Source organism: Sphingobacterium daejeonense, assembly GCF_901472535.1.
Classification (GTDB): Bacteria; Bacteroidota; Bacteroidia; order Sphingobacteriales; family Sphingobacteriaceae; genus Sphingobacterium; species Sphingobacterium daejeonense.
On record NZ_LR590470.1, the window covers coordinates 1,078,360 to 1,096,543 of the forward strand.

Consider the following 18,184-nt stretch of genomic DNA (forward strand, 5'->3'; position numbering starts at 1 on the left):
GGATAATAGGTGAGCTTCATGATTTTCATTATCGTATAAACTGAACATAGGGACACTATATAGATCAGTCAAATGATCATTGATTAGAGGTATGAGTATTCCATTCCTTCTCAAAAATGCGATAATTCCCCAAATGATAAGCCCTCCAATAAACCAATATGAAATATTTAATTCTTTAAACATGCATTGCGCCTAAGATGATGCTCTATAAGACTAACCTAACACAATATAAATGGATAAAAAACTCTACAACTTACAAAGGTTTTTACTTCTTCAAACGAAAATATATCCGCAAACAACAAATGCAATTCCTGACGCTTATGCTTATGCTTGGTATGAGGAATGCTATCCAATGTTTGATGAGGGAGTACATCAAGAGTATGAAAATAATTTCAAAATTTCTAGAAAGCAAATTGAAATCATCTCGGCTTATGCAGACAGTGAATGGCTTGCGAAAAGATATTATACCTTCTATCAATATGAAGATCACTTTGCAGTTAGGAATGGAAATTCAAACGGAATAGACCGGATTTCTTTGACACGTGCCTTCAGATATATGTTTTTAAATAACCTTTTTGATAACCAATTTTGGGATACACTTCTAAAACCTACGGAACATCCAACGGAAGCCAGTGGAATAACAAGAGGTTTTAACCTATCTGATATTTATCTAGTCTAACAATCTTCTCATTGCAAAGATTTAAGATTTTAAGAACATATAAAAACTGCAAGTTTTAATAGCTAGCTTTCGGTCTAAATTTGGCGCTGTCTCACAAAACAAATGTTTCGAAAGTGGATCAATTAGTAGAGATCTTACAAAGTGTTCTTATAAATGCGTGAAGTTTCGCACCACGGATGGTATTTTAAAGAAATTAGTTTACGAATAATGGCAGATTCCGAAATTATCGCATGTAAACACTGTGGAAATATCTCCAAAATGTATATTGAGGGAGATACATGTGTAAATGAGACCCGTCACAGCTCGGATGATGATTATCATCCAGTGTCAGGAACTCATTATGAGGTGTTGCGTTGTCCAGCATGCAATAAGATTAGTATCGTATCATATTTTGGCACGAATATATGGACGAAGAGGATTACAACGAATATACATTCCTATATCCTGAAAAGCCAGAGTATCCAAAAGGACTTCCAGATCATATTTTGTCGTCTTTTATAACAGCTGAAAGAGTAAAATCTATCGATGTAAATGCTTGTGCAATGTCGATGAGAAGATTTTTAGAGCAAGTTTGTATTGATAGATCAGCTAAAAAAGGTTCATTGGCGCAGATGCTGGCTGACCTGGCTAATAAAGGTGAAATTCCTACAAAACTTGTAAAGGTTGCAGAGGGTTAAAAAAACTTTGGCTATATAGGGGCTCACGCAGATAGTGGTGACTTAAGCCAATACGAATTACCAATTGTTTATGCCCTGACAAATGCAATCTTAGATTACGTATACAGTGCTCCACATTTAGTAATGATTGCAGAGGAAAAATTACGTGAAATAAAAGCTAAAAAATCTAATAATGCCACAAACTTATAATTCAGTAGATTGTCGAGCGGGTAAACGTTAGACGATTTCGGATATCTATTCCGTAAATCTCGTCCAAATTCATCTGATTAAAAAATTATTAATCCCCTTCAGGATTTTCGAATTTATGATCTATCGTAGACGGTCTGTCTCAAAAAACGAACGTATATTGAAGATACTTTTGATCAAATTGGATTATCTCAAAACGAACCTACTTTTAGGTTTTTGATGAGAGAAGATATTGCTGGGGATCACATAATCATCAAAGAGGCGGCTAAAGATCAACATAATAGATTAACGCTTTTTCTTATCCCGAACTCACGTTATGTTAGGTCCAACCCGGTTCATTTACCAGCTCTAGGTTTCGATTTGATCAGTCTCGTTCTGGTCTTTATCTATTGCTCATTTAATTTGATTTTAGTTAGCTGTTAAATATTGTCAGATATTATCCTGCCTCATTCGACGATTACGTTAATACCTGCCATGTTCGCCTTGTACCTGATCTTTTCGATCAGGCCATAGTAACCCCAGTTGCGCAACAGGAATCTGTCCTCTTTAGCGGCCTCTTCTTTATTGGATTGATTCACCAAAAGCAGCGTGCCAGCACCTGAATTGACGCAGACATCTATCAAACGGCGGCTATAGAGATGGAGTTTGCTATCGACATAGCGCTTTTCCCTTTCGGTAAAATGCTCCAAGCTTTTCAACTTCTTCCTGCGTCCATGTCCCCCCCTGTTGAATGCCACAGCTTTTTGTATACGGTGCCTTGCGGCCTGGATGGCCAATCTCCGGTATAGGAACTCCTCTTTGTTCCCTATCTGAAAATTGTCCCTGTCTATGGAAACGGTGATGGGATGTTCGACCGAAAGCGAGGCTTCCGCAATGATGTGTTCTTTGAGGTCATGTTGCTTCTTAGGGAGTTCCAGTGCCAGTAAAAGGAATATTTTGCCCTTCACCATCTTGATGGAACTGGTGCATATCTTGATCTGTCCCACCAAGCATCTCTGTAACAGGATCCTTTTATCGGACCGATCTTTCCCTAGGTAAGTGCGGAAAGGGATCTTGAATAGCGTGAACCTGAAATCCCGTCCTTTCTCGTCATTGCCCAGCTTCAACTGATCTCCACCGAAGGGAATGGGCATGTCTTTCCTATAATTGCGCAACGACTTTTCACCCTTCCAATAAGATGATCGGTCAGTGCTATATGCCCTGTTCAACGTCATGTTCATGGCCGAGATAATTTTTGAAGGCAGCTTACCTTTAAAGTACAGCGATAGTATACGATAGGTGGTATTCATTTTCGAAGAATTGAATATACCTTCGGGATCCTTTTTGAAGTCTGCCAGCTTTACCTTCACATCATCGCGCAGATAGATCAGGTCCTTTATCTGTTCCTGTACAAATTGATGTGTCATTACCATATTGGCGCCACGATAGACCATGTCCTGCCACTCGAAGAGCTGCTTGAAATATGCCGAGCGCTGCCCTTTGTCGTCGCAGTCCAGATATATCTGTACTTTCCGTGTGAGAATGATGCTTTCCTTTTCCATATTTTCTATATTTATGTTCTCTGTGCTGTCCTTATCTTGGTGTGCGCCTGTACAAAAATCTTCCTGACCGTGGATGGATCAAGATGCAGTGCTTCTGAGATCTGATCGAATGACAACTGCAACTGGTAGCGCATGTGAAAGATCTCTGCCTGTTGTTCATCAAGTTCCCCCTGCGCCACGATCTTGCTCGACCTGTTCATCTGCTCCATTTTTTGCGAACTATTGAATATAGAACGTAGGGTATCGATCGTTTTTCTCTACCTGTAGACTGACCTGGTAATCCGAGATCCCGCCAAGGTAATAGGCTATACGTTCATAGTTGAAGCTGTATTTCAGACAGAGTTTGATGAACATTTGCTGCTGGCCGTTCAGGCTTGGCATTAAATTATCAAGTTGTATCAGGCGTTGCTGTTTTTCTTGATCTAATCTTTCGAGATACACTATGTCCATTTCTTCCTCTTCTTCCATTTCATGGCCGAGAAGGAATTCCTGATAATCCTCGATGGAATCCAACCGGAGCAGACTTCTATGGAACCTATTCCGTGTCTTATTATAATAGGCATTGATTGAGGACCTGACCTGTGCCTTTAAGAAAGCCTGGATATCTTCAGCATCTTTTAGCTGCTTTCTGAAAAGCCATAGACGCAATAAGGCTTCCTGGGCGATGCTTTTTGCTGCACAGTCGTCTTGTGTTGCACGGAATGCCCTTGCGAAGATATATCCGTAAAAACGCCGGTAGAAAAAGTTCAGCCCTTTCTCATCTCCCTTTCGGAGCAGAGCGATATGCCTATCTGTTTCCTGTTGCCTTAAAGTTTCGTTCATGATGGATCTATTGGTCATGTACCTACCCAGGTCCCGGCCGGCCCTAACGGATTTTCTGGAAAACCGAGATCATGTGATAGGTTTATAGTAAAAGTGAATGATACAATGATGTTATCTGTATGGAAGGATTTGATCTGATCAAATATTCTTTAAACAAAAGCGTTGGTTTTTAATCAAGCGTCATGTTTTATATAAATTTTTTTGATCTGAAAAATAAAAGGGGAGCAAGGGTCAATTTTGTATAGGTCACTATAAAATTCGATCAAAAAGAACCGACCTTATGGTGTATTCTAATCATAGCCTTCCATATATCAATATACCTGAAAAGGCGATGGTAATTCTATGACCTGAACTCTATTTAGATTTACAGCAGACCTAGCTGCGTATAATATCAATGGGTCTACAGCAAGGCCCACTCTTTGTTCATACCGATGCATTAAACCACCGTCTGTTGCATATAATTAGTATTTAGTGAGTGAAATTTTCCTCACCCTGTGGCCTCACAAGCGGCCTCAATATCATTCAATTTTTATGATTTTATAGCTTCCTCCTGGACAAACATATTTACTTAAAAAATAATAGGATGAGCAGAAGCCCACTAAAATTATCCCATCGGTTAGAAATAACGCAAGAGGTTCATAAAAAAAGTTTTTTAGATAATCTATTCCAAAACTTACGGACGTACCACCGATTTCAGTCCTATGCGATAAGAAGGATTCAATAGAATTTTCCCTGTTTTCAATGTCAGAAAGAACCAATTTATTTTTCCCTATATGCTATCGGTTGAGACCATAAATTTATTTGTGGTACCGTCTAGAACGTTGTGTTTTTCTATAGAAGAATTTAGTGAGTGAACATTGTCCTCACTCTGCGGCTCCACAAGAAGCCTCCTTATTATATTTTCTCGATCAAAATCAGGTTTCGTTAAAACTGCTCTAAAACAACTCTATAGATGATCGTAAATATCCAATATAGGCTGTTATCTGGATACCATGAATTAACCTATTCTAAGTTGATTTAAGGACAATCATCGAAGTCGGTATAGTCCTTTATCCATTTTTACGATATCATCTAAATTATTTTTAGATGATCGCAGTATTCAACAGGCCGTTGTGCATAGATAAATAGTCTAAATCTCTATATGTTTACGGTTTATCGGGAAACCGCTAAGTAACATTGCAAAATATGATAATATTATTTAGTGAGTGAAATCTGTCCTCACCCTACGGCGTCACAAGCAGCCTCAATATATACATTTTTATAAATACAAGCTAAAATACCTTTCAATACCAATAAGTCAAAGAAAATCCAGCTATTGCTGTTCGTTACAATAATGCGTAACTTTAGACCAAAGTTATTCCATTACATGTTATTTTCAGGTATGGTATCCTACCGATTTACCGGTAAAAAACCAGTCCATAAATTTGCTTGATCATGAATGCTATTTTTAGAGAAAAAAACGAAAACATGCACATCGGCCATAATATAAAACGTATCCGTGAAATCCAGGGGATCAAGCAGGAAGCTTTCGGTCAGCTCTGTCGAAATAGGTATTCACAACAACGGATTTCTGACTTTGAAAATATGGTCGCCCTGGACGAACCTCTTTTAAACGAGTTGGCTTCTGCTTTGGGGGTTACTCCCGAATTCGTTAAATCTTTCAAAGAGGAAAATGTAATTTATAATATCCAACATTCACATACCTTCAACGATCACTCGACCAATTCTAGTCAACATACTCAACCAACCTTTAACAGTGATGGATCGGACAAGCTTGTTGCACTGCTCGAAAGATTTATCGAAGAAGATCGTGCGAAAACCCGATCCATTGCCGAATTGAGCAAAGCTGTGTTGGATCTCACAAATGAGGTAAAGAAAATAAAGGAAGGTAAATAAAATCTTATGTATTCCTATTATCTAGAATTTGCAATGATTGAAGTATTTTAATCTATGCTTATGTCAAATAATAAAAACTCTAAAAAAGCAAAGATATTTTAATTTAAGACGAGATTATACTAAATGTAATGACGCTTGGACTCCTTGATATGGAAATACTTTTCCCTGTTCCGGGATTTGATAAGTTCGGTGCCGCTCCTGGCCAAGAAATAATCCCTTATGCTGTTCCAGTTGATATTCCGGTCGATCTTGTCCTTGGGGATGTTGTTTTCGCCATATTCGAAGTAATTGGAAAGCAGTGATGCCCATGTGTCTGGACTTCCCTGAAGATAATTTCTTCTGGTCGACGGATTTTCTAGATCTTTGATCTGGAGCAGAAGATCTAGCAAGGGTTTGTGATCACCGCTAACGATCTGGATCTTTGTCATGGGCGCTACGGACTTGTGCTTTTTCTTCAGTTCGTTCATTTCGGAGATTTTATCATCCAGTTCAGCTTTTAGGCGGTCTCTTTCTTCGATGATGTTTTTGTACTCAATGAAAAACCTGTCCGAACCAACTTCATCAAATAGCAGTTTGGAAAGGACGGTCTTGGTGTCGTTTATGTTTTGCCAATCCATCATTTCCTGCACGTAGGAAACAGATTTTTTAATCCGATCCTCGTTTGTTAAGGTAAGTTCCCATCTGTCGACCTGTTTTAACGCTTGCCTAAATTTTGTGAGTTTGTATATTCTTGTTTTGGTTATTCTTTTGTAATAATGCAATGTTTCTCTTGACCTGATGTCCTTATCAACGTACCCGATAACTTTGGTTAGAAATGTTTGCTCATTGCCGAAAGGATTGTTTTCAAAGTAATATTGTAGGTGGTAATTGTAAAAGGGCAGGTATTCGTTCTCTTTAAGGCTAAAAATGCACATCACTAAATAACCGGGAATATGGAAAGGGTCATTTTTAAAAAATCCACCCAAATCAAATTTGTTCTCCCGGAGCTTCCAGGTTCTTCTCAACTTAAAAAAATTTTCTTCCATAGTTTTAAAATTTATTCAGTGCATCGATTAACGAATCAGTACTTGCCGATTCATACTTCATTAAAGTCCGTATATCGGAATGCGCCGTCAGTTTCTGTACAAGGGTGATAGGCACGTTCCTATTCAATAGATTTGTGACCATTGACCTTCTACCGACATGGCTGGATAGAAAATCGTACTTCCTTTTTTCTATCACTATCTTTTCCTTGCCCGAGTACCTCGTTATCTTGATTCTCTCGTCCAGTCCTGCGAGTTTTCCGACCGTTTTTATGTATTGATTGAACTTCTGGTTGGATATCTTGGGTATGCTGTAACCGATACGCTCCAGAATATCCTTTGCAGGGGAGATATACCCCTCAAAAGGTATGATCACCCTTTTTTTGACCTTTACCGAGATAAAGTCCCAGGCATTGTTCTTTATGTCATTTGGATCAAAGTTGATCAGATCATCAAATCTTTGTCCAGTGTAGCACAATAGACAGAAAAGATCCCTTACTCTTGCCAGACTGGGCTTGCCTGAAAGATCAAGGTTCATTATCTTCTCGATTTCCTTTTCAGACAGTGCAATTATTTCGTTATATGCTTTCTTTTTAAAATTTGTTTTCTGTGCCTTAAAAACATCGGCATGGACCAAATAGTCATTATCGTTGCACCACTTTAGAAATACCTTTAGCGTGGATATATACTTGTGTATGGTATCATTCAACAAGCCTGTCTTATCCTCATCGTTCGCGTTCTTTTTCTTGCTCAGGAATACCTCAAAGCGATCTAGAAATTTCCCGTCCATTTCCCTCAGGACAAGATTTAGGTTCTCCTGTTTTTCAAAGTCTTCCAATCCTTTAAATACTGTCCTGTACTCTTTTAAGGTTCCTTCTTTGACAAAATTGGATTTATGGGACAGGAATTTTGTTTTTAGGTGAGAAATGGATATTACTTTACCTGTTGCATTGTCCCTGTCGATACAGTCCTGTAAGACCTGCTTATAATCTTCCTTCGATAGAAATTGGTTTCTGTCCTTTTTGGTGATTGCTTCCCGGATGCAGAGATTGGCAAGGTTGTTCAGTTCTACGTTGAATTCCAATGCCCCGTTGGCACTTGGTTTAAGCCTTTCCTTTTCAAAATCCCAACTTTTGGGCAGTACCTTAAAGTTAGTCCTATATTTTATCCTACTGGACTTATCCGGTGAAAAGAATAGGTACAGAGCAGTGGGAGATGGATTCCAAAATTTCTGTGCAAGGTTTTTCTTTTTCCCTCCGACCTTGACCAGTTCCTGTTTGACCTTTTCGGTTGCAATATCGGGATTATAGGGCTTGTCTAAATAAAAATTCACTTTCATATATATCGGACATATTTCGGACAGAAATGGTTAATATTACCATATTCTATCTTTCCAAAGAAAGATAAAGTTAAGTATTAAATTTTATAAATATTTAATAATCAGCATAAAATAAGAAAAGTAAAATTAGGGTAAGATAACAGTTCGAATCCTGCCACCCCGACACAATAAAGCTCGACTTTCGGTCGAGCTTTTTTTGTGTCCGGGTGTGGCAGATTCGAACCGTGGTTCGATCCGTAGGAGGCTCAGGGCTGTGTTGGGGGATGGAGGGGCTGAGCCAATCCTGCCACCCCGACACAATAAAGCTCACTTTAGTGAAAAGCTTCGATTTTGTTTAAGTCCACCCAACACCAGGATGGCTGCGGCCAAGAGTGCGGGGATTAGAGCGACGCAGCCAATCCTGACACCCCGACCAAGAAGCCTGAAGGCGGTCAAAACCCTCTAATCGTGTGATCAGAGGAGTTTTTCTTTTTTTTCTTACCGCAAATTGTCAAGTAATAGCAAACCAAATGGGACTTATTCGGTAACCCATTTTCTATTCCTAATTTTGGATAACCAGAAATGGTTCAAATATCTAAAAATCAGTTTGTTGTAGTTGTTTGTTCTGGAGCTATTTGTAGCTGTTTGATACAAGGTTTTTCCAATAGGTGATCCCTTTTTATATCAAGTCTGAACAAATAGGGCCAGAATACGGATATGCAACCATTAAAGTAAGATATGTGATATGGCAATCTTTTAGGTTGTAAAGCAGCTGAATAGAATGAGTTCTAATAATGTGAATAATTTTTTCCATTTTCATATAATTTTATGTTTATAAGATAGCGAAGCGGTGGAGTAATCAATAACAAGATTGGTTGAATCAGAAGTTTTAAATGGCGCGCACGGGTCGGATGCCCTGAGCACGTTCACCTCCAGCTATGACAGGCTGGACCGTCTGACCAACCGGGACGAGCAGCGGTGCCCGGGTGATGAGCGAGGTTCAGGGCTACGATGACATGGGAATATAAAAAGCTTGAACCGGGACAGTCGGGCTACAGCATATGGCTACCTGAACTCGGGCCGGAGCAACCGTCTGGACAAGCTGACGGGAGGCTTTGTCGGCAGCACGCCAAAGAGTTACAGCTATGACCCGAACGGGAATGCGACATTGGGACCGGACGGGTACTGCCTTTGCCTATAACCACCTGAACTTGCCCAAGACGGCCAGCAGGGCAGGGGTTTCGGTATCCCACCGGTACGATGCCCTGGGCATCAAGCTCCAGAAGTACTCGAAGGTCGGCGATATCGAGACGACCCGCGACTACGTAGGGGGCATAGAATACAAGAAGGAGGGAACGGGCCCCCTGGCCATCGACTGTAATTCACCTTATGATTACAATACAAATAACGGTGGGGCTCGAATATGTTGCTTATAGTAAATACAAAAGGCATTGATGTAAAAGTTAAAAAAGGTTTTGATAATCTATCTGACGGTAAGGATGTGGTTTGGTGGAATCCGAATACTGCCTCTGAAGTAAAGACAAATACTGGCGAAAATGTTACATTATCACCAGCAACTTTATTGGAACACGAATTCGATCATTAAATTGCTAAACAGACTGATCCTGAGGAGCACAAAGAAAGGGTGGAGACAAGTGATCCAAATTATAATAATTTGGAAGAAAAAAAGGGTAATTAAAGGTTCGGAAGCTACGACTGGACACAATAATGGCGAATTAAAAAATGGACTGCATAAAGCAGGCCACAATAAGGAAACTTTAATTAGGCATATAAGAGTATCTGATCCTACATCAAACAAAGAATCTAAATAATATGAAATTAATATATTTTTTTATTTTATAATTCTACTTCTTTCCGGATCATGGTTCTTATGCTCATGTAAATCCCCGAAAAAGGAAATTTTAATATATTTTCAAAATAATAATTTTGATGATGGACCTTTGACTTGGCCAGAATTTAATATGTATGAAGATCTACCTGATGAAGCAATAAGAAATCTAGATGATATTTTGTTAGATACCGAAGATTTTAATTATTTAGAAAAGAAATTACTTAACATAACTGAAAAACCCATTGTCTCAAAAGTTGAAAATAGCATTAATGGTTATGATGAAAATATTTACATAATTATCAATCAAAAAGACAGTATATACTTTAACAAGAACAATAAGTTTTTTTCAAAGAACGATTTATTTATTTGTAAGAATGAAAAAATTGCTAAATATATTAGAACTATAATTAGATATGGAAGTTATTTTTCTGAAGAAAAAAAAGTGAGTTCCATTTATTCTAAAGTAACGATAAAATCAGAGTCTTTATTTTAAACGCAATGGTGTTACTAATTATAAGAGATTGGGCAGAAAAGTTTCACCTTTCACGTACTAAAAAATGTGTTGAATATGAATATGATTAAGACATTTCTGTTTGTTATATTGGTTATGTTGTTTACTACTAATACTACATTCGGACAGATCAGTTGTATCTGTGGAATCTCTTAAAAATCACGGAGATACAACTGAAAAAAAGCTAATTGAAAGAAAGAAATGGCATAGCTTTTTATGAGAATATTCGCAACAAGTTAATTGCTCAGGATAGCTTGAATTTTATCGGCCTATGCGATACCAGAATAGTCCGAAGGGAGAGGGAGATAAATTTCTCTTATTTATGGAAAAGGAGCTTTTCCCATTTATTAAAAAAAATATTCGGTATCAGATATTCGATCCATAGGAGGTAATTCAAGAGGTGGACTCCTGGTAATGTATTCCTTTCTTATAAACCAAATCTGTTTTAAGGCCGATTTTGCTTTCATTATTACTCAACTTAATCACCAACCCGCAATATTATACATGGAAAATGGTCGTGTTAAATCATGTCAGATTTTTGATGTAATAGAAAACAAAATACACCGTATTGAATCCATTATCGATTTTAAAAAAAAACTTGAAAAATTATATCAATAATTGATCAAGTCCAGCAAGTTGGGGTTTGTTTGATCAATAAATTGCTATATACTATCTGTCCTTAAAAATGATTCGACCCTTTGTTGTCCTGAAAATTGTTTGCGGTTTTACTGCTTCTAGGAATTTATTATTTTCACGAGTCGGTCGCGTTATATAACAGTTGTTTATTTTTTAGCCAGAATAAAGCAGATTGGAACCGAGGTTCGATTCACAGGAGACTCAGGGCCGTGTTGTGGGATGTAGGCCTGAGCCAATCCTGACACCCAATTGAAAGTATTTAGTATTTAGTATTTAGACTTCCCCTTCGCTCAAATCCCCTTTATCAAAAATTATTATAGCTAAAGCAATTAAGTTATATTCTCAAATCAAATTAAAAATCCTGCCACATATTCTCTTGGTTATATGGAACTCGGTTCTTTTCTATTTCATTCCATGATTTATACTTATAGTTCCTACTAATAGAAATATAGTAAGACCATCTCCAAAAACACAGGGGATTAATTTTATAAAGACGATATACTTGTTTATTTTCATTGGAAGGGTGAGTTTCTTCAATGAAACGATTTATTGACCAGTATGTCAAGTAAGGATCTTTAAATGCAAATGACTCTTGTTGTAAAAGATGCGTTCGAATTAGAATATTTAAATGGATTGTTTCCATCCATCATCAATAAAACGTTCTTATTAACAATTGGTAAGTTTACAATGATGACGATGATGACTATGGTTACTAAAATAAATTTCCATTTCATACTTTATTAATTACATCTTGTACTAACACACTGGTATTTCCACTTTTTCATTGATCATCTCAGGATTTGTATAGACCAGCTGTTATTGTAAATCCTATATTGCAATTTAGTTCATTTAACCTATTGGTGTATTATTTGGTGAATCAAATAATTCAATAGCAAATTCCGTACAATTAAAATTATTCAGACCATAATATTTAAAGCCAATGGTCTTGGATAAATTTTAGACAAACACAAGGTAAATACTTAGATTAACATTTTTTCTCATAATTGATTATAATTTGTGCCAAAGAAATTTATTATTCTCTCAAAAAAAACACATTTCTCATCTATTTATATTAATGATATTATTTTTACTTTTACGAATAAAATAATAACACATATTCCAAATGACCATTTCAAAGTTTAACTTGCCAACCATTTTAATCATAGCATCAGTTTTATTCCTATCATTTCCTAGCAATGCCCAAACTACAAACCCCGACCAATTCAATCATCATTTGGAAATTTCAAAGATAAAATCAAAACAAGCAAAAAGGCTACTCATCATTGGCGGCTCAGGGATCGTTGTTGGAACTTCCGCAGTAGTCTTACACTCAGCAGGGGCTTTGTCGCCAAAACGTGAAAATGCAACTGGAGAAGTCTATTCCACACTAGGTGCTATGACGGTTTCATTTATAGGAATAGGTGGAGGTGCCATTGGTTCTCTGATCAGCATTCCAAAGTTTATTAGCGCAAATCGTCACAAGAAAAAAGCAGCTCAATTTGCTCCAATTGTTCAATCTGTAAATATCTCAGGTATCTATGTGAACACTTACGGAATTCAACTAACATTTTAACTCATCTCTAAAATCGTTCTCTTTCTTCGGCTTGTTTCACAGACTTACCATTTTTCAATGTTTGGTTCTTAAAGGAATGCGTGGAATGGATAGATGATCCGCGTAAAATGCTGGATAGGCTTGATTCCCTTTCTTTGTATGATATAGCAATTTTGGATGTCATGCTGCCTCATATGAATGGGTTTAAGCTAGCAGAATTGTTCTTTTCATCACATCCCAAACTTTCTATCCTTTTTCTAACAGCCAAAGATCAAAAAATCGATAAGTTAACAGGCTTAAAGATCGGAGCCGATGATTATATGACCAAGCCCTGCGATCCAGAAGAGCTGACCTTACGTCTCCACAATATTATAAAAAGAACAAAAATCCAACCGGCATTGCATCAGATCATTTCTATAGGTACTTATACTTTTGACCAAGAAAAAATGCTATTAATACACCCTCAAAGCGGTACGGTCCAACTAACTGAAAGAGAAAACAAATTGCTTTCTTATCTTATTCAGCACAAAAACCAACTGATTGCAAGAGATGATATATTAAGGGAAGTATGGCAAAGCAATGACTTCTTTGCAGGTAGAAGCATGGATGTGTTTATTTCTCGACTGAGGAAGTATTTGCAGAAAGATGATAAATTAAGTATTCAATCAATAAGAGGAATAGGCTTTAAAGTGAGGTTTTGAAAAGCTATTTTAATCTTTCTTGCTTTCTCACTAAAAACATTCTTGTCCCTAAATAAAAGCTTTCCCTTTAAACGTATATTTGACACGCTTAATTATTCAATATTACCAGCGGCTCAATGTCTCGTTTTAGATTCATATTTATATTATTTATTATACTTTCAATTCCAGCTATGGCTATTTCCAAGGAAGAGCTTAATAACTTTGACTTTTCTGTCTTGAAGATTTTTATTGCTTCAAATGTTGATCAGGAAAGTCAAAAAATAACAAATGAATTCGTTGGCCAAATAAAATAGAAGAAAAACCGAGAAGAGTAAGTTAGTTATTGCTAGGTCCACAACAGAATCACACCTTGATTCCGAAAATACCATCTATTTTGAGATATCCCCCGAAATGTCTTCGGATTATGAAATCAGAAATAAAAGAGGCAGCCTTTCTATCATTGCGAAAAATAAGGAAACTTTGAAATGGTTGGGATATAATTTAATCTCAATTCTTGGAGATTACCATTTTTTGGAGAATTCTGATTTACCTCCTTCTTACCTTAATTTCCATACAGTTCATTTTGATTTTCACATGAAATATCGAGAACCGCATCTCTTGCCTAACACAGATGTCAAAATAACGGAAGTATTGCACACTCATAGTGTAGACAAAGATTGGGGGATTTGGGGACATAATTTAGAAAAGGTATTTGTTGATGGCGTTCCTTTGAAGGCTCGCGCACTCACTCCAAATGGTAGAAACAAAAATCAACTATGCTTTTCATCTGAAGAAACTTACAGAGCAGTCGAGACCTTTATAAAAAATCATTATGGAGAAGTAGAAGAGAAAAGGTTTATGATAGCACCTAATGACAACAAAGTAGTCTGTACATGTGCTAGTTGCAAAAAAAATGGGAACACAAACGAATCTGCTACTCCTGCGGTCTCAAAATTATTAAACAAATTAGCGAAGACGTTTCCTAAGCATCATTTTTTTACCATTGCATATCATACAACTATTGAAGCTCCAAAAATAAAAATGGAACCTAATACAGGTGTTTTTATCAGTACGATCAATTTTCCAAAGACAGTGCATATTGACCGCAAAAATCAATCTGTACAAGATTTTTCAAGATTGGTTAAGCAATGGAATAACAAGGTAAATAATATTTATATCTGGGAATATATTTCAAATTTTGACGATTATTTATCCCCCTTTCCAGTTTTAGCAAGATTCAAAAATCAACAAAAGTATTTCCATTCCTTAGTGGTATCCGGATTTTTCTTAAATGGTAGTGGATATGATTATTCTCCATTTGATGATATTAAAACCTTTGTGTTGAGTGCTTTAATGATAAACCCGTCTTTATCAGTCCAAAAATTGATAAAATCTTATTGTAATAAATTCTACCCTGTTACAGGATCTTTAATTAGTGAATATATCATTGGTCTCGAACAGCAGAATATTTCATCAAATAATAACATCAATGTGTATGCTTCCTTTAGGGAAGTTACTACAAGTTACTTAGATCAAGATAGATTTCTATTGTTTTATGAAAAACTAAACCAACTGAGGGATAAAGCAAAAGACCAAGAACTGAAAAGCATCGATAAACTATTGACAGCATTAAGCTATACTCGATTGCAGATGTTCTATCATAATGGTCATCTGAGTAATGGTTTCTTTAATCTCGTTAATGGCAATTTGGAGGTTTCCAACAAAGTTGAACCCATACTCAACAGATTAAAAGAATATCCAAGATTTGAACATTTTGAAAAATATAAAGAGGATGGAGGCTACCTCAATACTTATTTATCAGAATGGGACAGCTTAAAATCAAAACCTCTTATTTCCAATCTGATCCTAAAAACACAGGTAAGAGAAATAAGTTCGGGACAATTTTTAAAAGAAAGTGTCTTATTATCAGATAATATCCCGGGTTTCACATCAGATTTCCATCAAGGCTGGCTAATTTTGGGAGAAAATCTGAACATAGAATGCATTTTGAAAATGTACTCTAAATCTTCATCAACAATTGAAATGAAGTTCCTGATCAATGAAAGATTCAGGATGCTTCATCCTCAAAAAATTGAAATAATCCTTAATGGAAAAGTGATGGAAACTTTTTCAGAAAAGGATTTGACTCAATCAGGGAATACAATGTTGTTAAAGAAAAAACTAAAAGTAAATAACAAACAAAAACTAGAGGTTAGAATTTATAAAAACTCGACATCTACCAGAGCTTTAATCGCCTGTGATGAGATACTTTTATACTAGCCTTTAATTAACCATTATATTAAATTAATTATTTGCCTCGTGAAATATCCAGAGTCGACTAAATTAGAAGCAGTTGTTTCTATAGTTTCCGGTGAATTATACCTGGAAGAAGCAATGTCAAAGTATAATATAAAAGATAAAAGAACAGTGATTATGTGGATGAAAAAATTACTTCCACAAGCACGTAGTTCTATTTCTTCGTTAAAATCGTAGTTATATATTTAACTTAAGATCCATTATTACCTTCCTAATACCTTTCTAGCTATTTCAATTTCATAGCTATACTCTTCACCTAACCCCTTATAATTCATATTAACTGCCGTTAACTTAATAAAAACTTAACCACATGTTAATTTTAAAAATATCAAATTTACTATAGTTTTTACCCCCTATGAATTATAAACTGAAATCTGATATTGAGATATGGCAAGCCTGCAAGCAGGATGATGTAAATGCGTATAATGAATTGTTTGATAGATATGCCAAGATTCTTTATCGGCAGGCTGTATCCTATGTGAAAAGTGAAACCGCTGCTGAAAACCTGGTCATAAATCTTCTGTTGCAAATTTGGGAAGACAGAAATAACTCAAATCTTAGTATGGGTAAAAATGTTAGAGCTTACCTCATGCTGTCAATGAGAAACCAAATTATCGATTATATCCAAAATCATATTTCCGGTTTAAAAATAATAGACTTCAGCGAAGAAAATATCAAGATTGAATCAAATAGAACTGATTATAGGATTAATGAGGTAGGAATGGAAAGTTTTTATAAGTGGTTATATAGTTAGTTTTTTAAATGGAAACCCAAAAAAAGACATCTTTTAAAGCGATTTTTAGATGGGCAATGTTCCATTTTGGAGGAACTTCAGGTCGATAGATTGCTTGGAACAGAAGAAGGAAGATCTTTTTTCAGAGGATATATGTTAGAGCTTGATTTGGAAGCAGGCTTATATAAGATGAAAGGCATTAATGAAAAAGATCTTGACAATAGAGTTCTTCAGTGGAAATCAAAACTCAATGAAGCTATTAATCCCAAAAAAAGACCAAATCGTCAGAACCCAATTAATAGGTTTCCTTAAAAAAAGTAAGGCGCTGGACCCAATCCCTTATGAGGAAATTCGCTGCAAGGTAGTGGACTTAATTTATTTTTTTGCTGAATTCTTAAGCAATTTTGGTAAATTAACTTCATAACCTAAAACAGCCATTATAAATGAAAAGAAAAGATTTCTTGAAGAGTGCTGCAGTTCTAGCGGGCTCATCCATTTTATTTCGTGCGGAAGCATTTGCAAATCAAAATTCACCATTGAAAATCGGCTTGATTGGCGCCAATGGAATGGGTTGGTCAAATCTGAATGCTATTTTGAAATTAGATAATGTGACCTGTACAGCACTTTGTGATGTTGATGAAAATGTGCTCAACAAAAGAACTGCTGAACTAGAACAAAAAAATATCAAAACGAAAAAATATATAGATTATAAGGATCTTCTAAAAGATAAAAATGTTGATGCTGTTATCATAGGGACGCCAGATCATTGGCATTGTATGATAATGGTTGATGCTGTCAAGGCCGGAAAGCACGTTTATGTAGAGAAGCCGTTAGGTAATTCCATCAAAGAATGTGAGATTATGTTGGCGGCAGACAAAAAATATAACAAAGTTGTACAGGTTGGCCAATGGCAACGCAGTCAACAGCATTTTAGAGATGCAATGGACTTTGTACACAGTGGGAAATTAGGCAAAATCAGATCGGTTAAAGCTTGGGCGTACCAAGGATGGATGAAAAGCATTCCTGTAAAACCAGATTCTGCAGCTCCAGCAGGTGTTCATTATGATAAATGGTTAGGACCCGCAACAACAAGACCATTTAATCCAAATCGTTTCCATTTTGATTTCAGATGGTTCTGGGATTATGCTGGCGGATTAATGACTGACTGGGGCGTCCATATGTTAGATTTCGCGCTTATAGGTATGAAGGTGTCTGACCCGGTATCTATTATGGCAACGGGAGGAAAATTCGCTTATCCCGAGGATGCTGCCGAAACCCCAGATTCATTGACAACCGTTTTTGCATTTGATGATTTTTATCTCCAATGGGAACAAGCTACTGGAATTGATCTAGGACCTTATGGCAAAGATCACGGTGTGTCTTTCATCGGAAACAATGGAACATTGGTAGTCAATAGAGGTGGTTGGGAAGTAATCCCTGAAAAGGGGAGGATGGAAGCCGTAGCACATCAACCCTCAAAAGACGATGGTCTATTCAAACATATGGAAAACTTTGTGTCTGCTATCAGAACCAATGACAAAAGTAAATTAAATGCCCCAGTTGAAGCTGGAGCACATATCGCTATCCTCTCGCAAATGGGTAACATTGCATACCGAACTGGAAAGAAAATTTATTGGGACAAGAATAAAAAGCAATTTACAGATGAAGAAGCTAATACTTATCTGGCCGCCAAATACAATAATGGTTATAAATTGCCAACCGTTTAATCAAGAAAATAAGAAGCCCCAAAAATCATTTGGGGC

The 18,184-nt window shown here is 36.6% G+C and carries 17 protein-coding genes; 11 read left to right on the top strand and 6 right to left on the bottom strand.

Annotated features, from left to right (window positions below; genetic code table 11):
- The first annotated feature begins 232 nt into the window (after positions 1 to 232).
- Entirely contained in the window at positions 233 to 679 is a 447-nt protein-coding gene (locus FGL31_RS05230) for a hypothetical protein (protein ID WP_138089941.1), read from the top strand.
- A gap of 404 nt (positions 680 to 1,083) precedes the next feature.
- Positions 1,084 to 1,356, top strand: a complete 273-nt coding sequence (locus tag FGL31_RS05235) for a DUF4145 domain-containing protein (protein WP_138089942.1) — start codon at positions 1,084 to 1,086, stop codon at positions 1,354 to 1,356.
- 632 nt (positions 1,357 to 1,988) lie between these two features.
- On the opposite strand, the gene FGL31_RS05240 is transcribed toward FGL31_RS05235, so the two are convergent.
- The 3 genes from FGL31_RS05240 to FGL31_RS05250 all read right to left on the bottom strand — a co-directional run bounded on the left by FGL31_RS05240 (position 1,989) and on the right by FGL31_RS05250 (position 3,905).
- Positions 1,989 to 2,948, bottom strand: coding sequence for a hypothetical protein (locus tag FGL31_RS05240; protein WP_197734104.1), 960 nt, complete (start codon positions 2,946 to 2,948; stop codon positions 1,989 to 1,991).
- Positions 2,949 to 3,094: 146 nt separating this feature from the next.
- Positions 3,095 to 3,292 (bottom strand): sigma factor-like helix-turn-helix DNA-binding protein, encoded by a 198-nt coding sequence (locus FGL31_RS05245; protein WP_138089943.1) that lies wholly within the window; start codon positions 3,290 to 3,292, stop codon positions 3,095 to 3,097.
- 10 nt (positions 3,293 to 3,302) lie between these two features.
- Positions 3,303 to 3,905 (bottom strand): RNA polymerase sigma factor, encoded by a 603-nt coding sequence (locus FGL31_RS05250; protein ID WP_138089944.1) that lies wholly within the window; start codon positions 3,903 to 3,905, stop codon positions 3,303 to 3,305.
- A gap of 1,434 nt (positions 3,906 to 5,339) precedes the next feature.
- On the opposite strand from FGL31_RS05250, the gene FGL31_RS05255 reads away from it, so the two are divergent.
- Positions 5,340 to 5,801, top strand: a complete 462-nt coding sequence (locus FGL31_RS05255; protein ID WP_197734105.1) for a helix-turn-helix domain-containing protein — start codon at positions 5,340 to 5,342, stop codon at positions 5,799 to 5,801.
- 119 nt (positions 5,802 to 5,920) lie between these two features.
- Here FGL31_RS05255 and FGL31_RS05260 read toward each other — a convergent pair whose 3' ends face one another.
- Complete coding sequence (locus tag FGL31_RS05260; protein WP_099371607.1) at positions 5,921 to 6,826, bottom strand: hypothetical protein; 906 nt, start codon at positions 6,824 to 6,826, stop codon at positions 5,921 to 5,923.
- A 4-nt stretch (positions 6,827 to 6,830) separates the two neighbouring features.
- Positions 6,831 to 8,162 carry a site-specific integrase gene (locus FGL31_RS05265; protein WP_099371606.1) on the bottom strand — a complete coding sequence of 444 codons (1,332 nt, stop codon included), beginning with the start codon at positions 8,160 to 8,162 and terminating at the stop codon, positions 6,831 to 6,833.
- A 1,402-nt stretch (positions 8,163 to 9,564) separates the two neighbouring features.
- Here FGL31_RS05265 and FGL31_RS05270 point away from each other — a divergent pair.
- On the top strand, positions 9,565 to 9,747 hold the full coding sequence (locus FGL31_RS05270; protein ID WP_138089945.1) for a hypothetical protein: 183 nt from the start codon (positions 9,565 to 9,567) through the stop codon (positions 9,745 to 9,747).
- Positions 9,748 to 10,102: 355 nt separating this feature from the next.
- Positions 10,103 to 10,486: a hypothetical protein gene (locus FGL31_RS05275; protein WP_138089946.1), complete on the top strand. Its 384-nt coding sequence runs from the start codon at positions 10,103 to 10,105 to the stop codon at positions 10,484 to 10,486.
- Positions 10,487 to 11,492: 1,006 nt separating this feature from the next.
- Here FGL31_RS05275 and FGL31_RS22530 read toward each other — a convergent pair.
- Positions 11,493 to 11,783, bottom strand: a complete 291-nt coding sequence (locus FGL31_RS22530) for a hypothetical protein (protein WP_171017558.1) — start codon at positions 11,781 to 11,783, stop codon at positions 11,493 to 11,495.
- A gap of 480 nt (positions 11,784 to 12,263) precedes the next feature.
- Between FGL31_RS22530 and FGL31_RS05280 the strand changes: the two genes are divergently transcribed.
- The 6 genes from FGL31_RS05280 to FGL31_RS05305 all read left to right on the top strand — a co-directional run bounded on the left by FGL31_RS05280 (position 12,264) and on the right by FGL31_RS05305 (position 18,148).
- Positions 12,264 to 12,713 carry a hypothetical protein gene (locus FGL31_RS05280; protein ID WP_138089947.1) on the top strand — a complete coding sequence of 150 codons (450 nt, stop codon included), beginning with the start codon at positions 12,264 to 12,266 and terminating at the stop codon, positions 12,711 to 12,713.
- Between the two features lie 80 nt (positions 12,714 to 12,793).
- A complete protein-coding gene (locus FGL31_RS05285; RefSeq protein ID WP_232046282.1) occupies positions 12,794 to 13,393 on the top strand; it encodes a response regulator transcription factor in 600 nt (199 codons plus the stop codon).
- A 390-nt stretch (positions 13,394 to 13,783) separates the two neighbouring features.
- Positions 13,784 to 15,652: a DUF4838 domain-containing protein gene (locus FGL31_RS05290; protein ID WP_138089949.1), complete on the top strand. Its 1,869-nt coding sequence runs from the start codon at positions 13,784 to 13,786 to the stop codon at positions 15,650 to 15,652.
- Between the two features lie 391 nt (positions 15,653 to 16,043).
- Entirely contained in the window at positions 16,044 to 16,442 is a 399-nt protein-coding gene (locus FGL31_RS05295) for an RNA polymerase sigma factor (RefSeq protein ID WP_138089950.1), read from the top strand.
- Between the two features lie 66 nt (positions 16,443 to 16,508).
- Positions 16,509 to 16,733 (top strand): hypothetical protein, encoded by a 225-nt coding sequence (locus FGL31_RS05300; protein WP_138089951.1) that lies wholly within the window; start codon positions 16,509 to 16,511, stop codon positions 16,731 to 16,733.
- Between the two features lie 131 nt (positions 16,734 to 16,864).
- Positions 16,865 to 18,148 carry a Gfo/Idh/MocA family protein gene (locus tag FGL31_RS05305; RefSeq protein WP_138089952.1) on the top strand — a complete coding sequence of 428 codons (1,284 nt, stop codon included), beginning with the start codon at positions 16,865 to 16,867 and terminating at the stop codon, positions 18,146 to 18,148.
- Positions 18,149 to 18,184: the final 36 nt, after the last annotated feature.

Coding starts and splice junctions, on each gene's coding strand:
- FGL31_RS05230 (WP_138089941.1), top strand. CDS start 233: ATGGATAAAAAACTCTACAACTTACAAAGGTTTTTACTTCTTCAAACG.
- FGL31_RS05235 (WP_138089942.1), top strand. CDS start 1,084: ATGGACGAAGAGGATTACAACGAATATACATTCCTATATCCTGAAAAG.
- FGL31_RS05240 (WP_197734104.1), bottom strand. CDS start 2,948: ATGACACATCAATTTGTACAGGAACAGATAAAGGACCTGATCTATCTG.
- FGL31_RS05245 (WP_138089943.1), bottom strand. CDS start 3,292: ATGGAGCAGATGAACAGGTCGAGCAAGATCGTGGCGCAGGGGGAACTT.
- FGL31_RS05250 (WP_138089944.1), bottom strand. CDS start 3,905: ATGAACGAAACTTTAAGGCAACAGGAAACAGATAGGCATATCGCTCTG.
- FGL31_RS05255 (WP_197734105.1), top strand. CDS start 5,340: ATGAATGCTATTTTTAGAGAAAAAAACGAAAACATGCACATCGGCCAT.
- FGL31_RS05260 (WP_099371607.1), bottom strand. CDS start 6,826: ATGGAAGAAAATTTTTTTAAGTTGAGAAGAACCTGGAAGCTCCGGGAG.
- FGL31_RS05265 (WP_099371606.1), bottom strand. CDS start 8,162: ATGAAAGTGAATTTTTATTTAGACAAGCCCTATAATCCCGATATTGCA.
- FGL31_RS05270 (WP_138089945.1), top strand. CDS start 9,565: ATGTTGCTTATAGTAAATACAAAAGGCATTGATGTAAAAGTTAAAAAA.
- FGL31_RS22530 (WP_171017558.1), bottom strand. CDS start 11,783: ATGGAAACAATCCATTTAAATATTCTAATTCGAACGCATCTTTTACAA.
- FGL31_RS05280 (WP_138089947.1), top strand. CDS start 12,264: ATGACCATTTCAAAGTTTAACTTGCCAACCATTTTAATCATAGCATCA.
- FGL31_RS05290 (WP_138089949.1), top strand. CDS start 13,784: ATGTCTTCGGATTATGAAATCAGAAATAAAAGAGGCAGCCTTTCTATC.
- FGL31_RS05295 (WP_138089950.1), top strand. CDS start 16,044: ATGAATTATAAACTGAAATCTGATATTGAGATATGGCAAGCCTGCAAG.
- FGL31_RS05305 (WP_138089952.1), top strand. CDS start 16,865: ATGAAAAGAAAAGATTTCTTGAAGAGTGCTGCAGTTCTAGCGGGCTCA.